This window comes from Lunatimonas salinarum (genome assembly GCF_017811155.1).
GTDB lineage: Bacteria > Bacteroidota > Bacteroidia > Cytophagales > Cyclobacteriaceae > Lunatimonas > Lunatimonas salinarum.
This window is the reverse complement of sequence record NZ_JACVCV010000005.1, coordinates 309004-332453: the sequence shown is the minus strand read 5'-3', so window position 1 is coordinate 332453 and position 23450 is coordinate 309004. Positions and strand designations below refer to the sequence as shown.

Below are 23450 nucleotides of genomic sequence, written 5' to 3'. Positions count from 1 at the left end.
GGAGTTGAACCCGTGTCCGCCTAGGCGGATATGAATCCTGCGCTCTAACCGACTGAGCTACCTCGCCAAATTGACTAATATATTTTAACACCAACTATTTTCAGGAGTTGAACCTGTGTCCGCCTAGGCGGATATGAATCCTGCGCTCTAACCGACTGAGCTACCTCGCCAAATTGACTAATATATTTTAACACCAACTATTTTCAGGAGTTGAACCTGTGTCCGCCTAGGCGGATATGAATCCTGCGCTCTAACCGACTGAGCTACCTCGCCAAATTGACTAATATATTTTAACACCAACTATTTTCAGGAGTTGAACCCGTGTCCGCCTAGGCGGATATGAATCCTGCGCTCTAACCTACTGAGCTACCTCGCCAAATTGTCAAGCTTATTTCACTATCAACAATGCGCCAGGTGTTGAAGCTGTCTCCTATATTCCGAAAAGCAGAACTACCCATTGATGATCAACCGAAAGGAATCGGATGTGTTCAACCAATTGTTTTAGTTAAAATATTCGTACCTTCACACATCTACCTTGCTCCTGCATAAGCGACGAAATTGCCTGGATTGGGCTTGTTTTCTTATTATGCAACTTGGTCGAGTAGATGCCCCGCTTTTGGGAATGCAAATATGTGGGTATAAATATTGAATTCCAAGTGGGAATCCTAAAAAAAATAGTTACTTTTTGCCTATTAAAAACTTTGTGCCATGGTAAAAAATAAATTTGTATCTGACTATCAGATAAATACTTCCAAGAAGGTGATTTATCCTTATTTAAGCACAGCCAGTGGGCTATCTCAATGGTTTGCAGACGATGTGATCATCAATGAAGACAAGGTTTATAATTTCATCTTCGACGGAGAGGATCATTTCGCCCGGCCTACCATCATGAGGATTAACCACCACGTCAAGTTTGAGTTTTTTGATCCCACTGATGAGGATGTGGACGAGGATCCCTCGTTTATAGAATTTAAGCTCGATGAAAATGAACTCACACAGACATTTTATCTGCGGGTGATCGATTACGGTGACGCTTATGATAATCAGGAACAAGTGGGGATTTGGGAGGGTTTGATCACTAATCTCAAGGAGATAATAGGGGGATAGCATCGGATTATTCCTAAATTTGTCCCAATCAAGTTTCAGTAAAGGCAGCCGCTGTGTTGTCTAGTTGTTTATGAAAAAACTCGATAAGCTGATTTTAGGGTCTTTTATTGGGCCGTTTTTGCTCACATTTATTGTCGTGGATTTTATCCTTTTGACAGTGAATATGTTAAAATATTTTGATGAGATTTTTGGTAAGGACCTGCCTTTCATGGTCTATATGGAGCTGATAAGTTATTTTGTGATCAGCATTTCTCCTATGGCATTGCCGCTGGCGGTGCTATTATCTTCACTGATGACTTTTGGTAACCTGGGCGAGCATTTTGAGTTGACAGCCATTAAAAGTAGCGGGATATCCTTGCTTAGGGCTTTACGGCCCATTGGTGTGTTTGTGGTGTTTCTTACTGTGTTTGCTTACCTATCCAATAATTACTTGGTTCCAAGGGTGAATCTAAAGACTTTTAGCTTGCTCTATGATATACGTATGAAATCACCGGCACTGGATATTAAAGAAGGTGTTTTTTATAATGGAATACCTAATTACAGTATCAAGGTTAACCAAAAGCTGGATGAAATACGCCTGAGAGATGTGCTTATTTATGACCATACGTCAGGTCAGGGGAATATTCACGTAATCACTGCCGATTCTGGAAGGATGGAGCCATTTTTCAATGATCGGTATATGATGCTCACCCTGTACAATGGTAGTAGCTATCAGGAGGGGCAGAGTCAACGAGGTATTCAGGATAAGCCTCCAACCTTCAACCGTACTCGGTTCAGTACCAATGAAATGGTTTTTGATTTGGAAGCCTTTGAGATGAACCGAACACCCGAAAATCTTTGGTCGAATAACCGGTCCATCAAAAATATCGGGGAGATCCGTATTGATCTAGATTCCATGGATAGAGAGATCAGTCAAAAGTTGTTTTTCAACTATGCCACGACCGAGGCATCCTACGCTTACTTTGGAAGGGAACGTAAAATTACGCCGCCCGAAGACCTCGTCAGAAAGAAGCTTTTGGCAGACTCTATTCGTAACCTAAAATACCAGGAAGAGTATGAATTGACCCATGGTGTTAGCCTGCAAGGTGCCGACCTCAATGAACAGAGTGAGGCCGCCCGTTTATTGGCAGCTGATCAACGTGCCGAGACTAGGGATACGGTTGCAGGTTCAGTAGGGGGTGGAACTTCCTCTGTTGATTCCTTAGCGTCGGCATATTCAAATGATACGATAACGAATGCGGTAGTTGATAACCCGGTTTCTTCCGAGGGAGGCAATCAAATAGCTTCGGTTGTTTTACCTCGGCAGGAGAAGGAAATCTTGTTATTGACTGATGCACAAAGGGCAAAATTGGATTCTCTTCGGGATACACAGCGTCAGATGATCTCTGCAGCCGCAAGTGCACTAACGAGCGCGAGAAACTTGAAGAACAATTTCACAACCAATAAGAACCAAATAGACGCGCTGGAAAGGGAGTTTAGGAGGTTTCAGATCTCGTGGTTTCAAAAATATACGCAGGCATTAGCCTGTTTTGTGATGTTTATGATCGGGGCTCCTTTGGGGGCCATCATAAAGAAGGGGGGGCTGGGTATGCCGGTGTTGGTGTCGATCATTTTCTTTATCATTTACTATATGCTCACCATCACCGGTGAAAAGTGGGCTAAGGAAGGAGTGACAGGAACACTCTTCGGTACCTCATTTTCAATCGCTTCATTGATACCTTTTGGGTTGTTTTTTTTAAGACAAGCTAGAAAGGATGCGCGGATATTTGAAGCAGATTTTTATTATGGATTCCTCCAAAGGATAAAAAATAGCTTCGCCAGAATCCCAAAACGAGAAAAGTTGAAGGAAGAGTTTTCATAACAAAAAAATGTTTGTACCTTTGTGTCTGTTTTATTAAAATAGCCGTATTAACTTGACTAAGCATGTATTTAAGTAAAGAAAAAAAATCAGAGTTGTTTAAGAATCATGGTCGGTTGAAGTCTGAAAAGGATACGGGTTCTCCAGAAGCGCAGATTGCGTTGTTTACTTACAGAATCCAACACTTGACAGAACACCTTAGGACGAATAAAAAAGACCATTCATCCCGCTTGGGCTTGTTAAAGCTGGTAGGTAAAAGAAGAAGCCTGTTGAACTACCTTGTCAAAAATGACATCGAGAGATATCGGTCAATTATCGCCGAGCTGGGAATCCGTAAATAAGATTACTGTAAGGTTCTTCTCATGAAGGACCTTACTTTTTTACTTATCCTTTAGTAAACCTTACTTTTAAAACTATTCACCTTTCAGAATCATTACATTTTATGTTACCAAACGTTATCAGTAAATCTATCATATTAGAAGATGGTAGAGAGATTATCATTGAAACCGGAGCGCTAGCCAAGCAGGCAGACGGTTCGGCCGTTGTAAAAATGGGAAAAGCCATTCTATTGGCTACGATTGTTACCAAGAAAGAGGCAGGAGATGGTGTCGACTTTCTTCCATTATCAGTCGATTATCAGGAGAAATTTGCTGCTTCCGGGAAGATTCCCGGAGGATTTTTAAAGAGAGAAGGCAGATTGTCGGATTACGAAGTGTTGATAAGCCGCTTGGTAGACCGCGCGGTCCGTCCCTTGTTTCCGGACGATTATCATGCAGATACGAATATTACCATCACGTTGATGTCTTCTGACGAAGAGGTATTGCCGGATGCACTGGCAGGTTTGGCTGCATCAGCTGCCATTGCGGTATCAGATATTCCTTTCAACGGCCCCATTTCTGAGGTTCGCGTGGCCAAAGTGGATGGAAAGCTGATTATTAACCCAAAACCTCAGGAGCTAAAAATAGCTACGTTGGAATTTATGGTTGCGGGTTCTGAGGAATTCATTTTGATGGTGGAAGGCGAAGCCGATGAAATTTCCGAGGACGAAATGGTGGAGGCTTTAGAGCTGGCACATCAGGAGATCAAGAGGCATTGTGCCGTTCAGAAGGCGCTTACCAGGGAGCTGGGAAAGGAAGTGAAGCGGGAGTATTCGCATGAAAACCATGACGAGGCCTTGCTTGCCCGTATGAAGGATGAACTTTACGATGCCTGCTATGAAGTGGTAAGCCGTCAGATTCCCAACAAAAACGAGCGATCTGAGTTGATAAAGGCGATCAAACAGGGCTTTGTGGATGGCTTAGGCGAGGATCACGGGTATGATAGCTTTTTGATTGGTAAGTATTTCGCCAAAATACATAAGGAAGCGGCCCGCAATTTTACGCTTCATGAGAAGAAGAGACTGGATGGCAGGAATCCAAGCGAAATCAGACCTATTTGGTCTGTGGTAGACTACCTGCCCTCGGCGCACGGTTCAGCGGTGTTTACTAGAGGAGAGACACAGTCTATCACCACCTGTACGTTGGGAACCAAGTTGGATGAACAGATGGTGGACGGAGCCGTGCATTCCGGATACAATAAGTTTTACCTGCATTATAACTTTCCTGGTTTTTCCACTGGGGAGGTAAAGATAAATAGAGGACCTGGCCGTCGTGAGATTGGGCATGGTAATTTAGCTATGAGGGCTTTGCGGAGGGTGTTGCCGCCGGATGCGAAAAATCCGTATACCATCCGCGTAGTTTCGGATATTTTGGAGTCAAACGGCTCATCCTCTATGGCCACCGTATGTGCGGGTTCTTTGGCGCTGATGGATGCGGGGGTACCCATAAAGGCGCCGGTAACGGGTATTGCGATGGGGATGATCTCCGATGCTTCTACTGGTAAGTATACGATCCTCTCCGATATCCTCGGAGACGAAGATCACCTTGGTGACATGGATTTTAAAGTGACAGGTACAGAAAAGGGTATTACCGCCTGTCAGATGGACCTAAAGGTAGAGGGCTTGGATTATGCCGTGCTGAAGGAAGCATTGTATCAAGCAAAGGACGGTAGGCTACATATATTGAATGAGATTAGCAAAACCTTGGCTGCGCCTAGAGAGGATTATAAGCCACATGCACCTAGGTCCCAAAATATGGAGATTCCGAAGGAGTTGATCGGAGCGGTGATCGGGCCTGGCGGAAAGGTGATTCAGGAGATCCAGAAAGATACGGGAGCAACGATCATCATAGAGGAAGTGGATAATATGGGCAAGATCAATATTTTTGCCAATAATCAAACCTCGATGGATGGCGCCATACAGCGAATAAAAGCCATCGTTGCACAGCCTGAGATTGGAGAAGTGTACACTGGAAAGGTGAAAAACATCATGCCTTTCGGTGCATTTGTGGAGTTTATGCCGGGTAAGGATGGATTACTCCATATCTCTGAAATCAAGTGGGAAAGACTTGAATCCATGGATGGCGTGCTGGAGACCGGTGAGGAAATTACCGTTAAATTGATCGACGTGGACAAGAAAACCGGTAAATACAAACTTTCGCGGAAGGTGTTGCTACCAAAGGCGGATAAGTCTGATAAATCGGCCCAAAAATCGTAACATAGGTTTAAACAATCACGGTTGAATGAACTTATTTTAAAGATAGTTCTGTTATATAAGGCGTTTAAAAAATCAGATACTTGAATGAGGCAGCTTAAAATCAGCAAACAGATTACCAACAGAGAAAGTCAGTCTCTAGACAAATACCTACAGGAAATAGGCAAGGTAGACCTTCTTACTGCGGATGAAGAGGTCGTCTTGGCGAAACGGATCAGGGAGGGAGACCAACTTGCTCTAGAAAAGCTTACCAAAGCCAACCTAAGGTTTGTGGTGTCTGTGGCCAAACAGTATCAAAACCAAGGATTGTCCTTGGGTGATTTGATCAATGAGGGAAACCTTGGTCTTATCAAGGCAGCTCAGCGTTTTGACGAAACCAGGGGTTTTAAGTTTATCTCTTATGCGGTCTGGTGGATTCGTCAGTCGATTCTTCAGGCACTTGCCGAGCAGTCTAGGATTGTTAGACTTCCTCTAAACCGAGTGGGTTCTTTGAACAAGATCAGTAAGACCTTTTCCGAGTTGGAGCAGAAATTTGAGCGTGAACCATCTCCAGAGGAACTTGCAGAAGTCTTGGAAGTTACCGCGGGGGAAGTAGTGGATACCATGAAAATTTCAGGACGACACGTGTCTATGGATGCTCCGTTCGTTCAAGGAGAAGAAAATAGCCTTTTGGACGTGTTGGAAAACGACGGTGAGACGAAGCCGGACGATGGACTTATGAACGATTCCCTCCGAAAGGAGGTTCAGCGTGCCCTCTCTACCCTTACCCAACGTGAGGCAGATGTGATTACGCTGTATTTTGGGTTAAATGGCGAGCATGCCATGACCCTTGAGGAGATCGGAGAGAAGTTTAATCTTACTCGTGAGCGAGTAAGGCAAATCAAAGAAAAGGCGATACGCAGATTGCGCCATACATCAAGGAGCAAAACGCTCAAGCCTTATTTGGGTTAGGGGGGCGGTCTCTAGGAATAATGAAAAAGAAAGGGGGTAGTTCCCCTTTTTTTTTACGCTGGATTTGTTAATTTAGGTTAAAAGGTGTTTTCTTCTGTGACTTTGTTCCTTTGTTTATTAGGTAAAATTGCCAAAATTTGCCCTCTTAAATAGCGAAATCATCGGAATTCAACTATCATCGGGCCCCCGCTTCGGCGTTGGTTTATCCAAGATGGTTTATAATCCAATCATATATAACCTATTTGACCGGTATTAGACTACAATAATGATATGAATAAGGACATTGAACACGTAAAGGTTTTGATCATTGGTTCGGGACCGGCAGGATATACTGCCGCTATTTATGCGGCTCGTGCGGGGTTGAATCCCGTTCTATATACAGGTGCTCAACCTGGGGGGCAGCTCACCATAACCACGGATGTGGAAAATTACCCGGGCTACCCCGATGGTGTGATGGGTCCGGAGATGATGGAAGATTTCAGAAAGCAAGCGGAGCGGTTCGGTACGGAGGTTCGGTACGGCCTGATAACCCAAGTGGATTTCAGCCAAATGCCGCACAAGGTGACTGTAGACGATTCCGTTGAACTCATAGCGGACACCGTCATTATTTCTACCGGTGCCTCGGCTAAATGGCTTGGTCTTGAGAGTGAATCGAGGCTGAACGGCAGGGGTGTTTCTGCTTGTGCCGTCTGCGACGGGTTCTTTTTCAGAGGGCAAGAGGTAGCGATCGTTGGAGGTGGAGATACGGCATGCGAAGAAGCTTCTTATTTGTCCAATATATGCAAAAAGGTGTATATGATCGTTCGAAGGGATGAGTTACGTGCCTCTCAGATCATGCAAAAGCGGGTGCTTTCCAATCCGAAAATTGAGGTGCTGTGGAACCACGAAACCGTTCAGGTGCTTGGAGATGATGAAGTCACCGGAGTAGCGCTTAAAAATAATCTGACGGGTGAACACAAAGAATTGTCGGTTGGAGCTTTTTTTGTTGCCATAGGCCATGAGCCAAATACGGAGGTGTTTAAGCAGTTCATTGATATGGATGAAAATGGGTATATTCAGACTAAGCCGGGGTCCACAAAAACCAATATCCCGGGTGTTTTTGCCTGCGGAGATGCCCAAGATAATGTATACCGGCAAGCAGTAACCGCGGCCGGTACGGGCTGTATGGCTGCGTTGGATGCCGAGCGGTTTTTGGCAGAACAGGAACTAGCTTAGTCTCTTTGATGGCGATATTGCGGATTGGCTGCTTGATGGGAATGATTTGCTTTCTGGTTTCCCAATTAGCAGAGGCACAAGTTAATCCCCGACTAGTCAAAAGGTCTCCATCGAAGGATTCGTTGATTCCCGATCAAAAGAAAATTCAGCCTTTTGATGTGCAGGAATATTTGTCTAACCTGCAGCGAGGGACAGACTCCCTGATTTTCAGTGGCGGTATAGACCTCAAAAAGAGGCTTTCGATTGTCAATGAGGATACCTTGTCAATTGTTTGGGCACCGACTAATCAGTTGGTTCAAGTATCTGAAAAGACGCTGATCGATAGCATTTGGGTGACTGCTTACGAGTATTTTGCCTCTTGGGATAGTAAAAAAATTGATATCTATGATTTTAATCCCAAGGATTTCAAAGATACTATTCCTGTTAGGCTTTTTGATCCGTATTATGGGTCGCTTTGGAGCATGCCTTTAAAGGATAGTAGAGTAAGTTCCGAATTTGGATTCCGGAGATATCGTTGGCATCACGGGATCGATCTCCGCTTAAGTGTGGGGGATTCGGTCTTTTCGGCATTTGACGGGATAGTTCGAATGGCAAGTTATGATCGGTACGGGTATGGACACTTTGTATTGGTACGTCACCGCAATGGGTTGGAGACTCTTTACGGGCATTTATCCAAGATTTTGGTGAAGGTAGGGGAGGAATTGGTTGCGGGTTCTGTGCTTGGATTCGGGGGAAATACCGGGAGGAGTACCGGTCCACACCTTCATTTTGAAGTGCGGTATAAAGGGCTCTCGATTGATCCAAAGAACTTGTATGATTTTGAAAACCACAAAATCCGAAGTCCCTTGTATACGATAACATCGGCTAGTTTTGACCACGTAATCAAGATGCAGGAGGCGGTGGTACACCGGGTTCGTAGTGGTGAGAATCTTTCGGTGATAGCCAGGAAATACGGTGTGTCCGTCTCTCATATTACACGAATGAACAATATTTCTACCAGGACGATTCTCCGGGTGGGGATGAGGTTGAAAATAAGATGAATATGGTAAAACTAGATATTTTGGCGATAGCCGCCCATCCGGATGATGCGGAACTTTCTTGTTCTGGTACCATTGCCTCTCATGTAGCCAAAGGCTATCGTGTAGGAATACTGGATCTGACCCAAGGTGAAATGGGAACTAGAGGCACGCCTGCGATTCGTCTGGAAGAGTCGAATGCGGCGGCAAGGGTTTTGGGATTGAGTGCTCGTGAAAACCTCGCATTTGAAGATGTCTTTTTTTCCGAGGAAAAGAAATATCAAGTAGAAATCGCAAAGATCTTGCGCAAATACCGTCCAGAGATCGTTTTGGCCAATGCCATCACCGACCGGCATCCGGATCACGGAAAAGGAGGGAGTTTAGCCACAAAGGCTTGCTTTCTTAGCGGACTCCGTCGTCTAGAGACTGAGATCGATGGCGTTCCTCAGGACGCTTGGAGGCCCAAAGCCGTTTACCATTATATTCAAAATAATTATATTGAACCCGATTTGGTAGTAGATATCTCTGACTATTGGGAGGTTAAAAAAAACAGTATCTTAGCTTTCAAGTCCCAATTCTTTGATCCGGAGAGCCGGGAGCCGGAAAGTTTTATTTCACGTCCCGGATTTCTGGACTTCATCGAAGCACGTGCCCGTGAGATGGGGCATAAGATTTCGGTGACCTATGGCGAGGGCTTTACGGTAGAGCGGGTTCCTGGCATAGAAAACCTTTTTCACCTGATCTAAACAATCTATATGCGATGATAGGTACCTCCGGTTTGATTCTCTAGTTTGCAGAAGGGTTATGGCGCAAGGCGTGCGATATTCCATTGGCCATCCCTAAGTTGGTACTTAATTCTGTCGTGAAGCCTCCCAGGTCTGCCTTGCCAAAACTCCAATCGATCTGCCAAAAGCCTAAATCCTCCCCAGTGAGGAGGCCTTTGGAGTGGTTTTTCATTGAATTTATCTTCAAAATGTTTCCGCCTTTCCTCTAAAAACAGCCTGCTTGGTATTTCTTGGCTTTGGGGAGATGTCCATGCACCGATTTGACTTTCGGTCGGTCGGGAAAGAAAGTATTCGTCGGATTCTGATTCACTTATTTTTTCTGTACGGCCCTCTATACGTACTTGCCTTTCCATTTCTGGCCAGAAAAATGTGAGAGAAGCAAAGGGAGTTTCTATGAGTTCTTGACCTTTTTTGCTTTCGTAATTTGTAAAGAAAACGAACCCCTGATCGATGCCCTTTAAAAGTACGATTCGTGAGGAGGGGCGGTTATCCAACCCGATTGTAGCCAGATTCATGGCATTTGGCTCCATTACCTGGGCTTCTAGTGCCTCCGTCATCCACCGTTTGAATTGTTCTATGGGACTTTTTTCAACCTTGTTTATTTCTAATATTTTTGAAGAATACTCCTTTCTGATGTCTGATATTTTCATTTTATAGTTTTATAAGGGGAAAACTAAATTTAGATGCGCTAGATCGTTGTATTTAATTTTTTTTGCTTTATATTGACCGCTTCATATCAAAATGATTTTTGATGCATTTGCATTCTACGATACCGCCACATTCCGGATGCTTGCTTATTTCCGAGCCTTTTTTGCAAGATGAGAATTTTGTGAGGTCAGTGGTACTACTGTGCGAAAATAACGATAAAGGTTCCTTTGGCCTTGTTTTGAACAAACTTTCTTTGTTTAAACTTGGAGACCTGTTGGATGGTTTGGAAGGATTTGACAGTGATGTGTACGTAGGTGGTCCAGTCGAGCAAAACACGCTCCATTTTATCTATTTTGGCGAGAAGCAACTCGAAGATAGTGTGTCTCTTCAGGGAGACCTTTGGTGGGGTGGTGATTTCAATGAACTCATCCAAAAATACAAAAGGGGAGTTTTGGACCTGGATACTTTTCGGTTTTTTATCGGGTATTCTGGATGGAACGGTGGCCAATTGAATGAGGAATTGGAAGAAAAGACCTGGATCGTATGCAAAAATGAGTTTACCGATCATATTTTCTTTTCCGATCCGGACGAGTTATGGCGTGTGATTCTAAAGAATATGGGCGGAGACTATCAAGTCTTAGCAAATTATCCGATAGACCCAAGATTAAATTAAACCAAAATCACTACTTTTGTTTAGACACCCTTAAGTAGTCAGCACGTTTAGTATATTATGGAGAATGATAAAGAAATGTCTGAAGAAGACAACAAGGCGACCCAAGAAGTAAGTGAAAATCCGGAATTGGGTAAAGGGCAGGAAGTAGAAAATGCCAGTTTGGAAGCAGAAGAAGATCAAAGCGAAGAATCACAAGATGAGGAGGTGGTTGATTTTAGTGGTTATTCGAAGCAAAAACTGCTCCTTGCCATCAAAGAAATTTTAAAAAGTGATCAGTATATTAAATGTGACCCTCAGGTAAACGATATTAAAAGTCATTACGATGAAATTTACCAAAAGGAGAAAGACGCTGCTTTGGAGCTTTTTCTCGCAGATGGAGGTGCTGAAGATGACTTTGAATATCGGGACGCAGAGGAAGATAGGGAGTTTTTTGCAGTCTATCATGAGTTTAAGTCGCGCAGGTCTAAGCAGATTAAGGAAAACGAACGAGCGAAGGAGCGCAATGCAACAGCTAAAACGGCTGTATTGGACAGGCTTCGAGAGCTTGTGGACAGTGAGGAGACCACGTCAAGTATAGAAGTAATTAAGGGAATTCAGCAGGAGTGGAAATCTATAGGTCCTGTTCCTGCTAACCAGAATAAAAACCTATGGGCGTCCTACAATGCCCTGATGGATCGATTTTATGATAATCGCAGCATCTATTTTGAACTAAAGGAGCTGGATCGAAAGAAGAACTTGGAAAGTAAACTAGAGCTTTGCGAAAAGGCAGAGGCCCTCGGTTCAGAATCCGATTTGAAGGAAGCAATCAAAAATCTCAACGAGCTACATGAAGAGTTTAAGCATGTAGGCCCGGTACCTAGAGAGGATCAGGAGCAGGTTTGGCAACGGTTTAAGGCTGCCTCTGATGCCGTTTACTCTCGACGGAAGGAATTCTATGAAGAGCAAAAGTCTGTTTATAAAGGTAATCTGGAGCTGAAATTAAAGCTGATCGAAAAGTTAGAGCCTTTTAGAGATTTTAAAGCCGATCGAATAAAGGAATGGAATAACAAAACAAAGGAGCTGCTTGCTATCCAAAAAGATTGGGAGGCGATCGGACCAGTCCCCAAAGAAAACGGCAGGGAAGTGAATAAGGCGTTTTGGGGGCTTTTCAAGCAGTTCTTCAATCATAAGAACCAGTTTTTTAAAGAATTGGATGAGGTTCGAAAGCGGAATAAGGAAAAGGCAGAGCTATTAATACTTGAGGCAGAAAAGCATAAGGATAGCACGGATTGGAAGGAGTCATCCGATGAACTAATACGGTTGCAAAGGGAGTGGAAGGAGCTCGGACCGATGCCGGAGAAAAGCCGGGATGACTTGTATGGTCGGTTCAAGGCTGCCTGTGACACTTTTTTTCAAAGCAGAAGAAATTCCAATAAGGAGGCAAACAAGGAATATGAGGATAATCTAAATAAGAAAAAGGCATTGTGTGTGCAGATAGCCGAGGAGGCGAAGGCCAGTGCTGACCTCAGTGAAGAAAAACTTGAGGCTTATATCCAGGAATTCAATTCTATTGGTTTCGTTCCAAGGAAAAATATTAAGGAAATAGCGGCAGCCTTTTCCGATGTGGTGGATCTGTACATAGCTAAATTAGGGGTTGAAGGGGCTGATAAGGATGATTTTCTGTTCAGGCTAAACCTAAACAAGATCCAAGCCGACCCCAATAGCGCGAGGGTACTGAATAAAAAAGAACATGGTATCAGAAAGCAAATTGCCGATTTGGAGAATAACATCACCTTATGGAAAAATAATTTGGAGTTTTTCGCTGCATCCAAAACCGCAGACAAATTGAAGGATCAATTTGAGGAGAAGATCGGCAAGGCCGAACAGGAAGTAGACCGTCTGAAGAAGAAGCTTTCGATTATCCGGGAATTTTAATGAGCTCATTTTTAGGGGTATTTCTGGTTGCGTGGAAATTTCCTTAATATTTGCTTGATCTTCATTTGTGAAGCTTCTATATTTGCACTCGCATTAACGAATTACTCGTTTATGTAGGTTAATCGGGTAGATGAATCGGCTAGCTGTTTATCCGAAACGCCTCCTTAGCTCAGCTGGTAGAGCAACTGACTTGTAATCAGTAGGTCGTTGGTTCGATCCCGACAGGGGGCTCTTGATTATCAAGCGCTTGTAAGAGTTCTCTTACAAGCGCTTTTTTCATTTTTCTTTGGCCGCAACAAAGCCATTTTCATCAGTTTCCTCTTTGTGACCCTAAATGGACTTAAGATATAGGCTACCGGAGAAATACAGGCATTAAATTCTTGTTTTTTTATTCGCTGTTTTAAATGCTACCAGAAAAAATCCAAATCCTTCCTTAACATGGCCTTGATCCTCCAGTCTGAGCTAATCGCTTGATTTCATTTTTGGTTTTAGTTGCCGTCGTGGCTTCTTTTCTTCTGCCTTTTAGTTCAACGAATCGGAGGGCTGTTTCCTGGAAATTTCTAAAATACCTATCCGAAGATTTGGTTTTCTGTTTTCTTTATTTACATTTGTAGTATGTAAAATGCTTTTTAAAATAATTAAACTGTATTTCAATGATAAATATTGTGCTGATTGACGATGATGTGGTGAGTAGTTTTGTGACGGAGAAATTTATCCAACGGCATGTCACCCAACCATTTCGCATATTTAAGTTTTCTAGTGCGGCTGATGCATTAAAGGAAGTTTATGCCATTAAACCCAATTACATGTTCGTAGACCTGTTGATGCCACAGATGACGGGATGGGATTTTATTGAAAACTTGGATTCTGTAGCACTTAATTCGGAGATTTATGTATTGAGTAGTTCAGTGGATGAGCGGGATATTGAGCGTGTGGACGAATCCGGAAAAGTGGTGAAATTTTTGCCTAAGCAGTATGTGCAGAAGTCTATAAGGGAAATTTTTTCTTGCTAGGTCAGCCTGTCTGAATTTATTCTTTCTTTGACACATCTACGTCCAAGTACAGGAAGTTTAAGTGACCTTTTGCCTGACGATTAAATACCAATCGTTTTCCAGAGGGAGGTATCCGTAATCGTAGCAATACACGTATACATTTCCCTTTTTATTGGTGTAAGTGTGCGTGATGTATTTAAATTGGAAGCCTTCTTCTATCAGTTTCTGTTTCGTTGTTTTGGCAATCTCTCCCTGTTGTTTAATCAGCTCTGCTAGAATATTTCTGTTTTTCTTCAGCGCGTTGTTGATATTGCGAACGATCTTGGTGCTTGCTGCCGTCCGCTGATTGTTGTATGCGTTGCGGCAATAGTCATCGCAGAATTTTTTATCCACCCGCCCTTGAATAGGTTTACCACAACTTTGGCATTTTCTTTCAATCTCGTTTTCCATAAAAGTGTGTTTTAGCTAAAAATTGAAGGGAATATACGGCAAAAACCGGATTTAACAAACGTTTGTAAGCGTTTGTAAACGGATAGAAACGAAAAACATACGGCAAATGACAATTTGGGTAGGCAACTTTGCAACGTTCGTTTTAGACGGATGACTTACGAAATCAGTTACTAAACCTTTAACGTTTACAAACATGAATGCTCTAAAAAACAAAGTACAGTTGATCGGACGCTTAGGCGCAAAGGCAGATTATCGGACATTAAGCACAGGTACCACCATGGCGAGGTTTAGGTTGGCAACAAATGAATCGTACAAAAACACCAAAGGAGAAAGAGTGGAAGAGACCTACTGGCATTCTTTGGTGGCATTTGGAAAAGCGGCCGATATCATCCATAAGTATACCGACAAGGGCGCTGAAATCGGGATAGAAGGAAAGTTGGTCAACCGATCTTATGAGGATAAGAGCGGAGAAAAGAAATATGTGACCGAAGTGCAGGTCAGTGAAGTGTTGCTGATGGGAGAGAGAACTTCCAAGCCTCAGTAGATTGTGGGTTATTGCTAGGTTTTCCGGCCCCTTTTAAAATAGTATCTTGCCGGATTATTTTTCAACAGCTACGGGGAAACCAAGCCCTTGGGACGTAGGTCTCAGGGCTTGGTTTTTTTCGTTTACCAGAGGTTATGTACTACGGGCTTGATGTGTTTTTCGTAGATGGATTTTACGGCATCCATTTGATCGGGTGTAAGAAGGGGTAATCCGGCGGCTGAAATATTCTGATGGACTTGGCTTGGTGTAGAAGCCCCGGGGATCACCGTGCTCACTTCGGGGAACATCAAAATCCACCGCAGCGCAAAGGCAGCGAGCGGGGCATGGTTTCCAAACACCTGCTTTAGCGCCTCCACTGCTTGAAGGCCAAGATCAAAGGGTACTCCCGAGAACGTTTCCCCTTTGTCAAAAGCCTCTCCCTGTCTGTTAAAAGTTCGATGATCACCTTCAGCGAACTGACTATTGGAGTGAAGTTTTCCTGTAAGCATTCCGCTGGCAAGGGGGACTCGGACGATAATACCACATTCCTCTTTTTGTGCAAGAGCAAAGAATTTTTCAGCAGGCTTTAAACGGAACATGTTAAAGATGATTTGTACCGTAGCGACGTTCGAAAAGTTGAGTGCCATCTCAGCTTCCGCAACGGTTTCAACACTTACTCCCAAGTGTTGAATCTTGCCTTCTTCTTTTAGTCTTTCAAATAGTCCAAAGATTTCGGGCCTTGAATATACCGGTGTGGGCGGACAATGCAGCTGTATTAAATCGATCGTTTCAAGCTGCATATTTTTCAAGCTTGCCTCCACGTACTTTCGCAGTACCTCGACGGTATAGCCCTCGTTTCGGTGTGGCTGAATCTGTCTTCCGCACTTGGTTGCCACATAAATTCGTTCACGACGCTCTTTGAGGGCTTTCCCCACTGCTGCCTCGCTCAGGCCCGCGTCGTACACGTCTGCGGTGTCTATAAAGTTTACACCGGCATCCAAAGCAGTGTGAATAATCCGGGATGCGGTTTGTTGATCAAAGGTGCTACCCCATCCGCCGCCTACCTGCCAGGTTCCCAGTGCTACTTCCGAAACATTAAAGTTTGTTTTGCCAAGTTTTCGATAGTTCATTTCAAAAGGTGTTTTATAGTGGTCTAGTAAGGGAATGCCTTATGTACTGTATATAGGTTTTTCCATAGTCTTCGGTTTTTGTCAGTATTCACTCTATGGTTCGTTTTTATCGGTGTTGGTTGTGAAATTCCGTATATTTGATTCGAAATGATATCCACTTTATAAACAAACTAACGAATGATTGTACACCAGGTGTTTTTTTGGCTGCATCAGCCTGACAAGGACTTGACGGCCGTGATGGAAGGTTGCAAGAAAATCGGGTCGGTATCTACCGCGAAGGATTTTTCAGTGGGAATTCCCGCAAAAACTCCCAAGCGAGAAGTAATAGACGATAGCTACCATATTGCATTGACCGTTTATTTCGACAGTATATCCGATCACGATGTTTACCAAGAACATCCCGATCACCTTCAGTTTATCCAAGATCACAAAGCCAAGTGGGCCAAGGTACAGGTTTATGACTTTGAGATTTAAGAATTGGGGCAGGGCCAGTTTTTGAAGATGGCCCTGTTTTTCCCTTATTTCTGAGAACTGACTTTTTCCACGACTATGTTGTGGTTGGTGTATATGCAAATATCCGCGGCAATGCCAAGGCTTTCCCGCACCATTTCTTCAGCACTTAGCTGCGGAGCGTATTTTTTTAATGCTCTTGCGGCAGATTGGGCATACATGCTTCCGGAACCGATGGTCGCAATATTCAGGTCCGGCTCGATAACATCTCCCGTACCGGATATGATCAGAACGTCATCGGCATCTGCTACTATCATCATGGCCTCCAGCCTGCTTAGCATCCTGTCTGTCCGCCACTCCTTGGCCAGTTCCACCGCGGCACGCTTCATGTTGTTGCCAAAAGCTCCCAGTTTTTCTTCAAATTTTTCCAATAGGGTAAATGCATCGGCTGTTGACCCGGCAAATCCCGTCACGATCTTTCCTTGTTGTAATTTGCGGATTTTATTTACGCTGCTCTTGGCTACCGTGTTGCCCATGGTCGCCTGACCATCCGCACCAATGACTACTTCTCCGTTATGTTTGATTGCCACCACAGTGGTCGATCTTATTTTCTCCATTGCCTGTATTTCGCTAGGTTGCTTAGACTGTATTAACGCAAAAAGTCCTAATAGGTAGGACTTTTTGGTTTTAGCGTATCTGAATAAATTAAATTAAAATCCGTACAGGATCTTCCAAGAGATTTTTCAACGTGATTAGGAAGGCCGAACCCACCGCCCCATCCACCACGCGGTGGTCACAAGAAAGCGTTACTTTCATGACATTTCCTATCTTCATTTCGCCGTTTTTCACGACTACGGTTTCCTTGATTCCTCCGACAGCAAGAATGCAGGCATCTGGAGGGTTGATAATTGCCGTAAACTCATCGATGCCAAACATGCCAAGATTGGATATCGTGAAGGTATTTCCCTCCCAATCCTTTGGCTGTAGCTCTTTATTCTTTGCCTTGCCAGCCAATGTCTTGGCCTCATTGGAAATTTGAGAGAGGGATTTGGAATCTGCAAATCGGATTACCGGAACCAAAAGACCTTCTTCTACGGCCACCGCCATGCCTATATGCACGTGGTCATTGTACCTGATTTTATCACCCAACCACGAAGAATTGGCTTTAGGGTTTTGTTTCAGTGCTACCGCACAGGCTTTGATGACCATATCATTGAAGGAAATCTTAACAGGTGCCACTTCATTCATACTTTTTCTAGCTTCGATGGCTTTATCCATGTTGATCTCCATGGTGAGGTAGAAGTGCGGAGCGGTAAACTTGCTTTCTGCCAGTCTCTTGGCGATGACCTTACGCATTTGCGATACTTTTTCCTCTTTGTAGGATTCCTGACCTATCGCCGCCGTTCCTGCTGGGGCAGCTGCCGTAGCTACCGAAGGCTTGGCTGATGCAGGGTCAAAACTTTCTACGTCCTTTTTGATGATTCTGCCGTGGTCCCCACTACCCTTGATCAGGGCGATGTCCACACCTTTTTCTTTGGCGATTTTTTTGGCTAATGGGGAGGCCTTTACTCGGCCATTTTCAGAAGAGGAGGTCGAAGCGACGGTTGTTTGTTGCTTGCTTTCATTTGTTTCAGTTGGAGCAACTTCCGTTTTTGGAGCCTTTTTTTCTTCTGCCGGGCTGCTACTTCCCGCTGTTTTTTGGTTGTGTGCTTTAAGAAGCTTCTCAAAGTCAGCTCCTTTTTCGCCGATCACAGCAATTACCCCATCCACTTCGATGGAATCGCCCGCTTCCACACCGATGTACAGCAGGGTTCCATCCTCATAGGATTCCAGTTCCATGGTAGCTTTGTCGGTTTCCACTTCAGCGAGGATATCACCACTTTTAACGGAGTCTCCCACTTTCTTAAGCCAAGATGCAATGGTTCCCTCCTGCATGGTATCGCTCATTTTAGGCATGGCAATGATCGTAGCAGGAACATCAGAGATATCGATTTCCTCTGCAGGTGCTTCTTCTTTTTTGGGTTCGGAGGATTGTTTCTTTTCTTCCTGTGTGTCTTGGGAGGATTTTGCATTAGGTTCACTCCCTCCTGCAACGTCCTTCAGCAGACTGTCTATATTTTCACCTTTTTCTCCCAAAATGGCAATCACGCCATTCACCGGAACAGCGTCTTTTTCTTCCACGCCGATATGGAGCAGGATACCTTCCTCATAAGATTCCAATTCCATGGTAGCCTTGTCCGTTTCTACCTCGGCCAGTATGTCTCCTGGTTTAACTTCATCACCAACTTTTTTCAACCATTGTGCGATCACCCCTTCTTCCATGGTGTCACTCATTTTGGGCATTCGTATTATCTCGGCCATAAGTTAATTTTTCGAATTCTAAATTTCCGCAATCCAAAAATAGTTCTTAAAATATGTTTATTCAAATTTAATAATAGTATTTTCACCTCGGATAAGGCCTAACTGCTTTGCGAATAATTGAAATGCCTGTAGTCAAAAATCAAAATTATGTTCATCCTGGGTTCTTAATTGGTGGTCACCTTCAAACGATTGTTCCGTCAGTGTTCCGAAGGACTCCTAGCTTACCCTTTGAGAGAGAAAGGATTACTACGCCGGATGGCGATTTTTTGGATTTGGACTGGTTGAAAAAGGGGGCTGATAGTTTGGTGATTATCAGCCACGGTCTGGAGGGGAACAGCAGGAGGCCTTATATGCGTGGAATGGCTGATTTTTTTTCCGGACAGGGATACGATATCCTTAACTGGAACTTCAGAGGCTGTGGTGGTTCGCAGAACCTGCAGCCTGGGTTTTATCATTCGGGAGCTACCCACGATTTGGATACTGTGATCCGCTACGCTCATACTGGCTATTGCCATGTGTTTTTAGTCGGATTCAGTCTAGGGGGTAATTTAATCTTAAAGTACCTGGGGGAGCGACAGCCTGCGGGGTATAAAATTCGCAAAGCAGTCGCTATCTCGGTTCCATTGGACCTTGCTGGGGCGGCTGACCAAATCTCCCGCCCTTCCAATTGGCTTTATTCGCACCGGTTTTTGAAGTCACTGAAGAAAAAGGTCATGGAAAAGGCCAAGGCTTTTCCTGATCGGATTTCTGTAGCTGATTTAAAAGGAGTAAGAACCTTAAGGGATTTTGATAATCGATATACCGGTCCGTTGCATGGTTTTATGAATGCGGATCATTATTACCAGTCTTGTTCTGCGCTGGGGTTTCTCGAAGGGATCACCATTCCTGTGTTGATTCTAAATGCCCGTAATGACCCTTTTTTGAGTGAAAGCTGTTTTCCTGAAAAACTGGGAAAGGTGTTGGATGATGTCTTTATGGAATTTACCGATACCGGTGGGCATGTGGGATTCAGTCCCGAAAGGGCCGGAATGCCCTATTGGTCTGAAAAAAGGGCCTTTGATTTTATCCATTTCGATTAAACACGTATCTTTAACGATAAAAAAATAATTCTATGTGCGGAAGATACTCCTTGGCAAAAAGCAAGGCGGTACTGGAAGAGCGGTTCAAAGCGGAAATGCTGGAACCATTCCAACCCAGATACAACATAGCGCCAACCCAGCTTGCTCCGGTGATTACCTCGGATAGCCCCATGGGTTTTTCCCATTTTTATTGGGGTATCACACCGGAGTTTGCCAGAAACAAGCCGGTAGCGCAGCGATTCATCAATGCAAGGGCCGAAACAATCCGGGAGACCGCTTCCTTTAAGAATTCCTTTCGGAAAAAGCGTTGCCTGGTGCCCGCTGACGGTTTTTTTGAGTGGAAAAAGATGGGCAAAAGGACCAAGATCCCTTATCGATTTACCCTCTTGGATGAGGGTTTGTTTGCCTTTGCAGGCATCTGGGATGAATATGAAAATACAGAAGGAGAGGTTCAGCACACCTTTTTGTTATTGACTACAGCTCCCAATGGGATGGTCAATGAAGTTCACGATCGAATGCCGGTGATATTGGATAGAGATGCCGAGTCTACTTGGCTAAACCCGAGTACTTCCGAGGAAACGTTGGTCGCTTTGTTACGACCATACGCAGAAGAAAACATGCTTTCCTACACGGTCTCTCCTTTGGTAAATCATATCTCCAATGATTCTCCCGCAGTGATCAGAAAGACGATGCCAATGGATCAGTTTGGTAATTATACCCTATTTGGGTAAAGTATATGCGAAAGGTAGAAATCCTAGATCTTCAATTTCAGGACGCCAACGAAACCATAGGCGCATTTTTGGTGGAAAGTAGCGAAGGGCTTATTCTGATAGAGACAGGACCTGAGAGTACGTTTTCTATGCTGAAACATAAAGTTGCAGCATTAGGATATCAGATTTCCGATATACGTCACGTTTTGCTGACTCACATTCACTTTGACCATGCCGGTGCTGCTTGGAAGTTGGCAAAAGGTGGTGCCCAAATATACGTACACCCGGTGGGGTCTCCTCATTTGGCATCGCCTGAGCGACTTTGGAATTCTGCTTCACTGATCTATGGGAAGGAGAATATGGAAAAACTGTGGGGTAGGATGGAGCCGATCTCCCAACATGCTATCACCGAAGCAGCCCACGGAGAATCCTTCGTTTTTGGAGATGTGGTATTTACCGCTTGGCACACGCCTGGACATGCTTCACATCACATTGCTTGGGAGTTTGAAGGGGGGCTTTTTGCCGGCGACGTCGGGGGAGTCAAGATTTGCGGAGGGCCTGTGGTGCCACCCTGCCCACCGCCCGATATACATTTGGAAGCATGGGCCGCATCCTTGGGGTTGATTCGGAAAATTGCCCCTTCCCGTCTTTTTTTGACTCATTTTGGCGTAGTGGACGAGGTAGGTTCGCACCTATCTGAGTTGGAGCTTTCGATTGATTCCTGGGCGAAATGGATGAAGAATGAGTTTGACAAGGGGGCAACTGTAGACGATACGACACCTCGTTTTATGGAATTTACGCGTTCCCAAATGAACATCCTCAGGATTTCCGAGGATGTTCAGTCTCTCTATGAATACGCAAACCCCAGTTGGATGTCCGTGGCTGGGTTGATGCGCTATTGGAAATTAAAGGCCCAAGGTAGGCTCTAAGATCTATCTGCTGATGATAATTCGGGTGGGCTTCAAAGGGATACCGTTGCTGTATGCCCGTATCGTGTAGCTTCCGGAGCCCAAGTTTCCGGTATTGAGTTCGAGCACCTCTTTTTGCCAAGGCCCGGCATCTACGTCCCAGGTGTTTTTTAACGTGCCTGAGGCATCATAAATCTCCACTTTTTGTATCGCTAACGCACTTCCGACTTTTAGTTTGACCACATGGGAGGCAGGGTTCGGATACGCTTGAAGCGTAAATGCAACCTCGGGATTGATTTGGGGCTGAGCTAGTAGTTCGTCTTGTTCCATCTCTCTGAATCCGCGTATCATTTCCCGGTATCCACGAAGGCGACTGATTGACGGGGCGTAGGTTTCGGGAACCGTATGGATTGGGTCTCCGTAAAGGATTCCCGATCTATTTGCGGTGACGATGGGTGTGATTTTAACGGAGGGTTTTGGGAATGTAGCGGTCTCTCGCAGCCGTGACCCGGAGAGCGAGTCAGTTTCGTTGATTGACTGCAAATGGCCGTTGGATTTTGTGTTAGCTCCCTGAACTTTGGTGAATACCACCAGGGAAAGTCCCAGAATTAAAAACAGTGTCGATACATTGTAGCGTTGGATCATAGCTTAGGTTGGTTTTTTCGTGATAACATGCCTAATTTGATAAGTGCAAATTTGAACCTCAAATCTATTTTATTGCCTTTTGTTATTTAGAATATAAGTAAACGTTTTACAGAATAACTTTAACAACATTTGCTATTTGATTATGTTTTCGATAATTAATTACAAACTATTTTAACAAAAAAGGATTTGAGTGTTTTTTTTGATTTTGCACTTAGCAGGGAATAGTTGACTTTTATCTGAATTCGAATTGAAATTCGTTTTTATTAATTTGAGGGACAAAAAACATGAGACCGGGCTAATCAAAAAAAATCCAGTAGTATTTTTAAAAAAAGATGGAAATTTTTATTTCGGACTACAAAAAAAAACCATCCAAGGGAACCGACTTGCAAATCTGATGATAAATCGGAACTTTGTCTTACCAATCGTATGACGTAACAAGGAATGAATAAATCCAAGATAATAGGCGCAGGGCATTATTTGCCTGAGCGTGTAGTTACCAATGATGACCTGTCAAAGATGATGAACACAAACCACGAGTGGATTGTGGAGAGAACTGGTATAGAGCGGAGAAGGTGGTTTGTACCCGGTAAGGATTCTGTCACGAGTATGTCATTGGAAGCATCCAAAAGGGCCGTCCTGCACGCAGGTATTGAGACAGCTGACATAGATTTCATCATTTTTGCCACCATTACGCCGGACTATTTTATTCCGGGCAATGGCGTACTTCTTCAACGTGAGCTGGGACTGCAGGGTATTGGTGCCCTAGATATTCGTAATGCGTGCTCGGGTTTTGTCTATGCAATTTCTATTGCTGACCAATATATCAGGTCAGGCATGTATAGGACCATCTTGGTGGTTGGTGCTGAAATTCAGTCTTCCGCGTTGGATAAGAGTGATCAGGGTAGATCGAGCGCGGTGATTTTTGCTGATGGAGCCGGAGCGGTCATCGTACAGGCTAATCAAGAGAGCGATTCTGGAATCCTTTCCACTCATTTGCATGCGGACGGAGATTTTGCCGAGGAGCTTTTTGTGAAGGATCCGGGCAGCAGTAGGGAGGTTCGTATTTCCCAAGAAATGATCGATGCGGGAGGATTTAATTTATACATGAATGGAAATGCAGTCTTCAAGCATGCAGTGGTCCGTTTTTACGAAGTCATTCTGGAGGCGCTTAAAGCAAACGAAATGGATGTTTCCGATCTTGACCTTCTCATTCCCCACCAAGCGAACCTTAGGATTAGTCAATATATTCAGCAAAAATTTGGTTTACCGGACAGTAAAGTATACAACAATATCACCGAGTATGGTAATACGACCGCGGCTACGATTCCGATAGCCATCAGCGAGGCGTGGGCAGCGGGGCGAATGAAAGAAGGTGATATTGTGTGTTTGGCGGCATTCGGCAGCGGTTTTGCCTGGGGATCGGCGTTGATCAAGTGGTGATTGGA

The 23450-nt window shown here is 44.2% G+C and carries 23 protein-coding genes and 1 tRNA gene; 18 read left to right on the top strand and 6 right to left on the bottom strand.

What is annotated here, in order from left to right; all coding sequences use genetic code 11:
* The first annotated feature begins 708 nt into the window (after positions 1-708).
* The 8 genes from IAQ59_RS08395 to bshB1 all read left to right on the top strand — a co-directional run bounded on the left by IAQ59_RS08395 (position 709) and on the right by bshB1 (position 9483).
* The gene (locus IAQ59_RS08395; RefSeq protein ID WP_209330343.1) at positions 709-1107 is read left to right on the top strand and encodes an START-like domain-containing protein; all 399 of its coding nucleotides are present in this window, start codon (positions 709-711) and stop codon (positions 1105-1107) included.
* 70 nt (positions 1108-1177) lie between these two features.
* On the top strand, positions 1178-2968 hold the full coding sequence (locus IAQ59_RS08390; protein WP_209330342.1) for an LptF/LptG family permease: 1791 nt from the start codon (positions 1178-1180) through the stop codon (positions 2966-2968).
* Between the two features lie 62 nt (positions 2969-3030).
* A complete protein-coding gene (rpsO, locus tag IAQ59_RS08385; RefSeq protein ID WP_209330341.1) occupies positions 3031-3306 on the top strand; it encodes a 30S ribosomal protein S15 in 276 nt (91 codons plus the stop codon).
* A gap of 101 nt (positions 3307-3407) precedes the next feature.
* Positions 3408-5558: a polyribonucleotide nucleotidyltransferase gene (pnp, locus tag IAQ59_RS08380; RefSeq protein WP_209330340.1), complete on the top strand. Its 2151-nt coding sequence runs from the start codon at positions 3408-3410 to the stop codon at positions 5556-5558.
* A gap of 84 nt (positions 5559-5642) precedes the next feature.
* On the top strand, positions 5643-6506 hold the full coding sequence (locus IAQ59_RS08375) for a sigma-70 family RNA polymerase sigma factor (RefSeq protein WP_010853621.1): 864 nt from the start codon (positions 5643-5645) through the stop codon (positions 6504-6506).
* A gap of 270 nt (positions 6507-6776) precedes the next feature.
* Complete coding sequence (gene trxB, locus IAQ59_RS08370) at positions 6777-7721, top strand: thioredoxin-disulfide reductase (protein WP_209330339.1); 945 nt, start codon at positions 6777-6779, stop codon at positions 7719-7721.
* A gap of 8 nt (positions 7722-7729) precedes the next feature.
* Positions 7730-8761: a peptidoglycan DD-metalloendopeptidase family protein gene (locus IAQ59_RS08365; protein WP_245189497.1), complete on the top strand. Its 1032-nt coding sequence runs from the start codon at positions 7730-7732 to the stop codon at positions 8759-8761.
* 2 nt (positions 8762-8763) lie between these two features.
* Complete coding sequence (gene bshB1 / locus IAQ59_RS08360) at positions 8764-9483, top strand: bacillithiol biosynthesis deacetylase BshB1 (RefSeq protein WP_209330338.1); 720 nt, start codon at positions 8764-8766, stop codon at positions 9481-9483.
* Between the two features lie 56 nt (positions 9484-9539).
* Here bshB1 and pdxH read toward each other — a convergent pair whose 3' ends face one another.
* Positions 9540-10172, bottom strand: a complete 633-nt coding sequence (gene pdxH, locus IAQ59_RS08355; RefSeq protein ID WP_209330337.1) for a pyridoxamine 5'-phosphate oxidase — start codon at positions 10170-10172, stop codon at positions 9540-9542.
* 101 nt (positions 10173-10273) lie between these two features.
* On the opposite strand from pdxH, the gene IAQ59_RS08350 reads away from it, so the two are divergent.
* The 4 genes from IAQ59_RS08350 (at position 10274) to IAQ59_RS08335 (ending at position 13770) form a co-directional block, all read left to right on the top strand.
* Complete coding sequence (locus IAQ59_RS08350; protein ID WP_209330336.1) at positions 10274-10843, top strand: YqgE/AlgH family protein; 570 nt, start codon at positions 10274-10276, stop codon at positions 10841-10843.
* Positions 10844-10900: 57 nt separating this feature from the next.
* Positions 10901-12757: a DUF349 domain-containing protein gene (locus IAQ59_RS08345; RefSeq protein ID WP_209330335.1), complete on the top strand. Its 1857-nt coding sequence runs from the start codon at positions 10901-10903 to the stop codon at positions 12755-12757.
* A gap of 158 nt (positions 12758-12915) precedes the next feature.
* Positions 12916-12988: transfer RNA gene (locus IAQ59_RS08340), tRNA-Thr, on the top strand.
* A gap of 422 nt (positions 12989-13410) precedes the next feature.
* Positions 13411-13770 (top strand): response regulator, encoded by a 360-nt coding sequence (locus IAQ59_RS08335; RefSeq protein WP_209330334.1) that lies wholly within the window; start codon positions 13411-13413, stop codon positions 13768-13770.
* A 57-nt stretch (positions 13771-13827) separates the two neighbouring features.
* On the opposite strand, the gene IAQ59_RS08330 is transcribed toward IAQ59_RS08335, so the two are convergent.
* Complete coding sequence (locus IAQ59_RS08330) at positions 13828-14199, bottom strand: DUF2116 family Zn-ribbon domain-containing protein (protein ID WP_209330333.1); 372 nt, start codon at positions 14197-14199, stop codon at positions 13828-13830.
* 193 nt (positions 14200-14392) lie between these two features.
* On the opposite strand from IAQ59_RS08330, the gene IAQ59_RS08325 reads away from it, so the two are divergent.
* On the top strand, positions 14393-14743 hold the full coding sequence (locus tag IAQ59_RS08325; protein WP_209330332.1) for a single-stranded DNA-binding protein: 351 nt from the start codon (positions 14393-14395) through the stop codon (positions 14741-14743).
* Positions 14744-14865: 122 nt separating this feature from the next.
* On the opposite strand, the gene IAQ59_RS08320 is transcribed toward IAQ59_RS08325, so the two are convergent.
* Entirely contained in the window at positions 14866-15852 is a 987-nt protein-coding gene (locus IAQ59_RS08320) for an aldo/keto reductase (protein ID WP_209330331.1), read from the bottom strand.
* A gap of 177 nt (positions 15853-16029) precedes the next feature.
* Here IAQ59_RS08320 and IAQ59_RS08315 point away from each other — a divergent pair, with 177 nt between their 5' ends.
* Positions 16030-16326, top strand: coding sequence for a Dabb family protein (locus IAQ59_RS08315; protein WP_209330330.1), 297 nt, complete (start codon positions 16030-16032; stop codon positions 16324-16326).
* Between the two features lie 44 nt (positions 16327-16370).
* On the opposite strand, the gene hslV is transcribed toward IAQ59_RS08315, so the two are convergent.
* Together hslV and IAQ59_RS08305 are read right to left on the bottom strand one after the other, a co-directional pair.
* Entirely contained in the window at positions 16371-16919 is a 549-nt protein-coding gene (gene hslV / locus IAQ59_RS08310; RefSeq protein WP_209330329.1) for an ATP-dependent protease subunit HslV, read from the bottom strand.
* Positions 16920-17007: 88 nt separating this feature from the next.
* The gene (locus tag IAQ59_RS08305; RefSeq protein ID WP_209330328.1) at positions 17008-18663 is read right to left on the bottom strand and encodes a pyruvate dehydrogenase complex dihydrolipoamide acetyltransferase; all 1656 of its coding nucleotides are present in this window, start codon (positions 18661-18663) and stop codon (positions 17008-17010) included.
* Positions 18664-18785: 122 nt separating this feature from the next.
* Between IAQ59_RS08305 and IAQ59_RS08300 the strand changes: the two genes are divergently transcribed.
* The 3 genes from IAQ59_RS08300 to IAQ59_RS08290 are packed head-to-tail and all read left to right on the top strand — an operon-like array spanning position 18786 to position 21381.
* Positions 18786-19742 carry a YheT family hydrolase gene (locus IAQ59_RS08300; RefSeq protein ID WP_209330327.1) on the top strand — a complete coding sequence of 319 codons (957 nt, stop codon included), beginning with the start codon at positions 18786-18788 and terminating at the stop codon, positions 19740-19742.
* A 32-nt stretch (positions 19743-19774) separates the two neighbouring features.
* Entirely contained in the window at positions 19775-20473 is a 699-nt protein-coding gene (locus IAQ59_RS08295; RefSeq protein WP_209330326.1) for an SOS response-associated peptidase, read from the top strand.
* A 5-nt stretch (positions 20474-20478) separates the two neighbouring features.
* Positions 20479-21381: an MBL fold metallo-hydrolase gene (locus tag IAQ59_RS08290; protein ID WP_209330325.1), complete on the top strand. Its 903-nt coding sequence runs from the start codon at positions 20479-20481 to the stop codon at positions 21379-21381.
* 3 nt (positions 21382-21384) lie between these two features.
* Here IAQ59_RS08290 and IAQ59_RS08285 read toward each other — a convergent pair whose 3' ends face one another.
* Positions 21385-22005, bottom strand: a complete 621-nt coding sequence (locus IAQ59_RS08285) for a T9SS type A sorting domain-containing protein (RefSeq protein ID WP_209330324.1) — start codon at positions 22003-22005, stop codon at positions 21385-21387.
* Between the two features lie 441 nt (positions 22006-22446).
* On the opposite strand from IAQ59_RS08285, the gene IAQ59_RS08280 reads away from it, so the two are divergent.
* On the top strand, positions 22447-23445 hold the full coding sequence (locus IAQ59_RS08280) for a 3-oxoacyl-ACP synthase III family protein (protein WP_209330323.1): 999 nt from the start codon (positions 22447-22449) through the stop codon (positions 23443-23445).
* The last annotated feature ends 5 nt before the right edge of the window (positions 23446-23450 follow it).

Coding starts and splice junctions, on each gene's coding strand:
- IAQ59_RS08395 (WP_209330343.1), top strand. CDS start 709: ATGGTAAAAAATAAATTTGTATCTGACTATCAGATAAATACTTCCAAG.
- IAQ59_RS08390 (WP_209330342.1), top strand. CDS start 1,178: ATGAAAAAACTCGATAAGCTGATTTTAGGGTCTTTTATTGGGCCGTTT.
- rpsO (WP_209330341.1), top strand. CDS start 3,031: ATGTATTTAAGTAAAGAAAAAAAATCAGAGTTGTTTAAGAATCATGGT.
- pnp (WP_209330340.1), top strand. CDS start 3,408: ATGTTACCAAACGTTATCAGTAAATCTATCATATTAGAAGATGGTAGA.
- IAQ59_RS08375 (WP_010853621.1), top strand. CDS start 5,643: ATGAGGCAGCTTAAAATCAGCAAACAGATTACCAACAGAGAAAGTCAG.
- trxB (WP_209330339.1), top strand. CDS start 6,777: ATGAATAAGGACATTGAACACGTAAAGGTTTTGATCATTGGTTCGGGA.
- IAQ59_RS08365 (WP_245189497.1), top strand. CDS start 7,730: ATGGCGATATTGCGGATTGGCTGCTTGATGGGAATGATTTGCTTTCTG.
- bshB1 (WP_209330338.1), top strand. CDS start 8,764: ATGGTAAAACTAGATATTTTGGCGATAGCCGCCCATCCGGATGATGCG.
- pdxH (WP_209330337.1), bottom strand. CDS start 10,172: ATGAAAATATCAGACATCAGAAAGGAGTATTCTTCAAAAATATTAGAA.
- IAQ59_RS08350 (WP_209330336.1), top strand. CDS start 10,274: ATGCATTTGCATTCTACGATACCGCCACATTCCGGATGCTTGCTTATT.
- IAQ59_RS08345 (WP_209330335.1), top strand. CDS start 10,901: ATGGAGAATGATAAAGAAATGTCTGAAGAAGACAACAAGGCGACCCAA.
- IAQ59_RS08335 (WP_209330334.1), top strand. CDS start 13,411: ATGATAAATATTGTGCTGATTGACGATGATGTGGTGAGTAGTTTTGTG.
- IAQ59_RS08330 (WP_209330333.1), bottom strand. CDS start 14,199: ATGGAAAACGAGATTGAAAGAAAATGCCAAAGTTGTGGTAAACCTATT.
- IAQ59_RS08325 (WP_209330332.1), top strand. CDS start 14,393: ATGAATGCTCTAAAAAACAAAGTACAGTTGATCGGACGCTTAGGCGCA.
- IAQ59_RS08320 (WP_209330331.1), bottom strand. CDS start 15,852: ATGAACTATCGAAAACTTGGCAAAACAAACTTTAATGTTTCGGAAGTA.
- IAQ59_RS08315 (WP_209330330.1), top strand. CDS start 16,030: ATGATTGTACACCAGGTGTTTTTTTGGCTGCATCAGCCTGACAAGGAC.
- hslV (WP_209330329.1), bottom strand. CDS start 16,919: ATGGAGAAAATAAGATCGACCACTGTGGTGGCAATCAAACATAACGGA.
- IAQ59_RS08305 (WP_209330328.1), bottom strand. CDS start 18,663: ATGGCCGAGATAATACGAATGCCCAAAATGAGTGACACCATGGAAGAA.
- IAQ59_RS08300 (WP_209330327.1), top strand. CDS start 18,786: ATGCCTGTAGTCAAAAATCAAAATTATGTTCATCCTGGGTTCTTAATT.
- IAQ59_RS08295 (WP_209330326.1), top strand. CDS start 19,775: ATGTGCGGAAGATACTCCTTGGCAAAAAGCAAGGCGGTACTGGAAGAG.
- IAQ59_RS08290 (WP_209330325.1), top strand. CDS start 20,479: ATGCGAAAGGTAGAAATCCTAGATCTTCAATTTCAGGACGCCAACGAA.
- IAQ59_RS08285 (WP_209330324.1), bottom strand. CDS start 22,005: ATGATCCAACGCTACAATGTATCGACACTGTTTTTAATTCTGGGACTT.
- IAQ59_RS08280 (WP_209330323.1), top strand. CDS start 22,447: ATGAATAAATCCAAGATAATAGGCGCAGGGCATTATTTGCCTGAGCGT.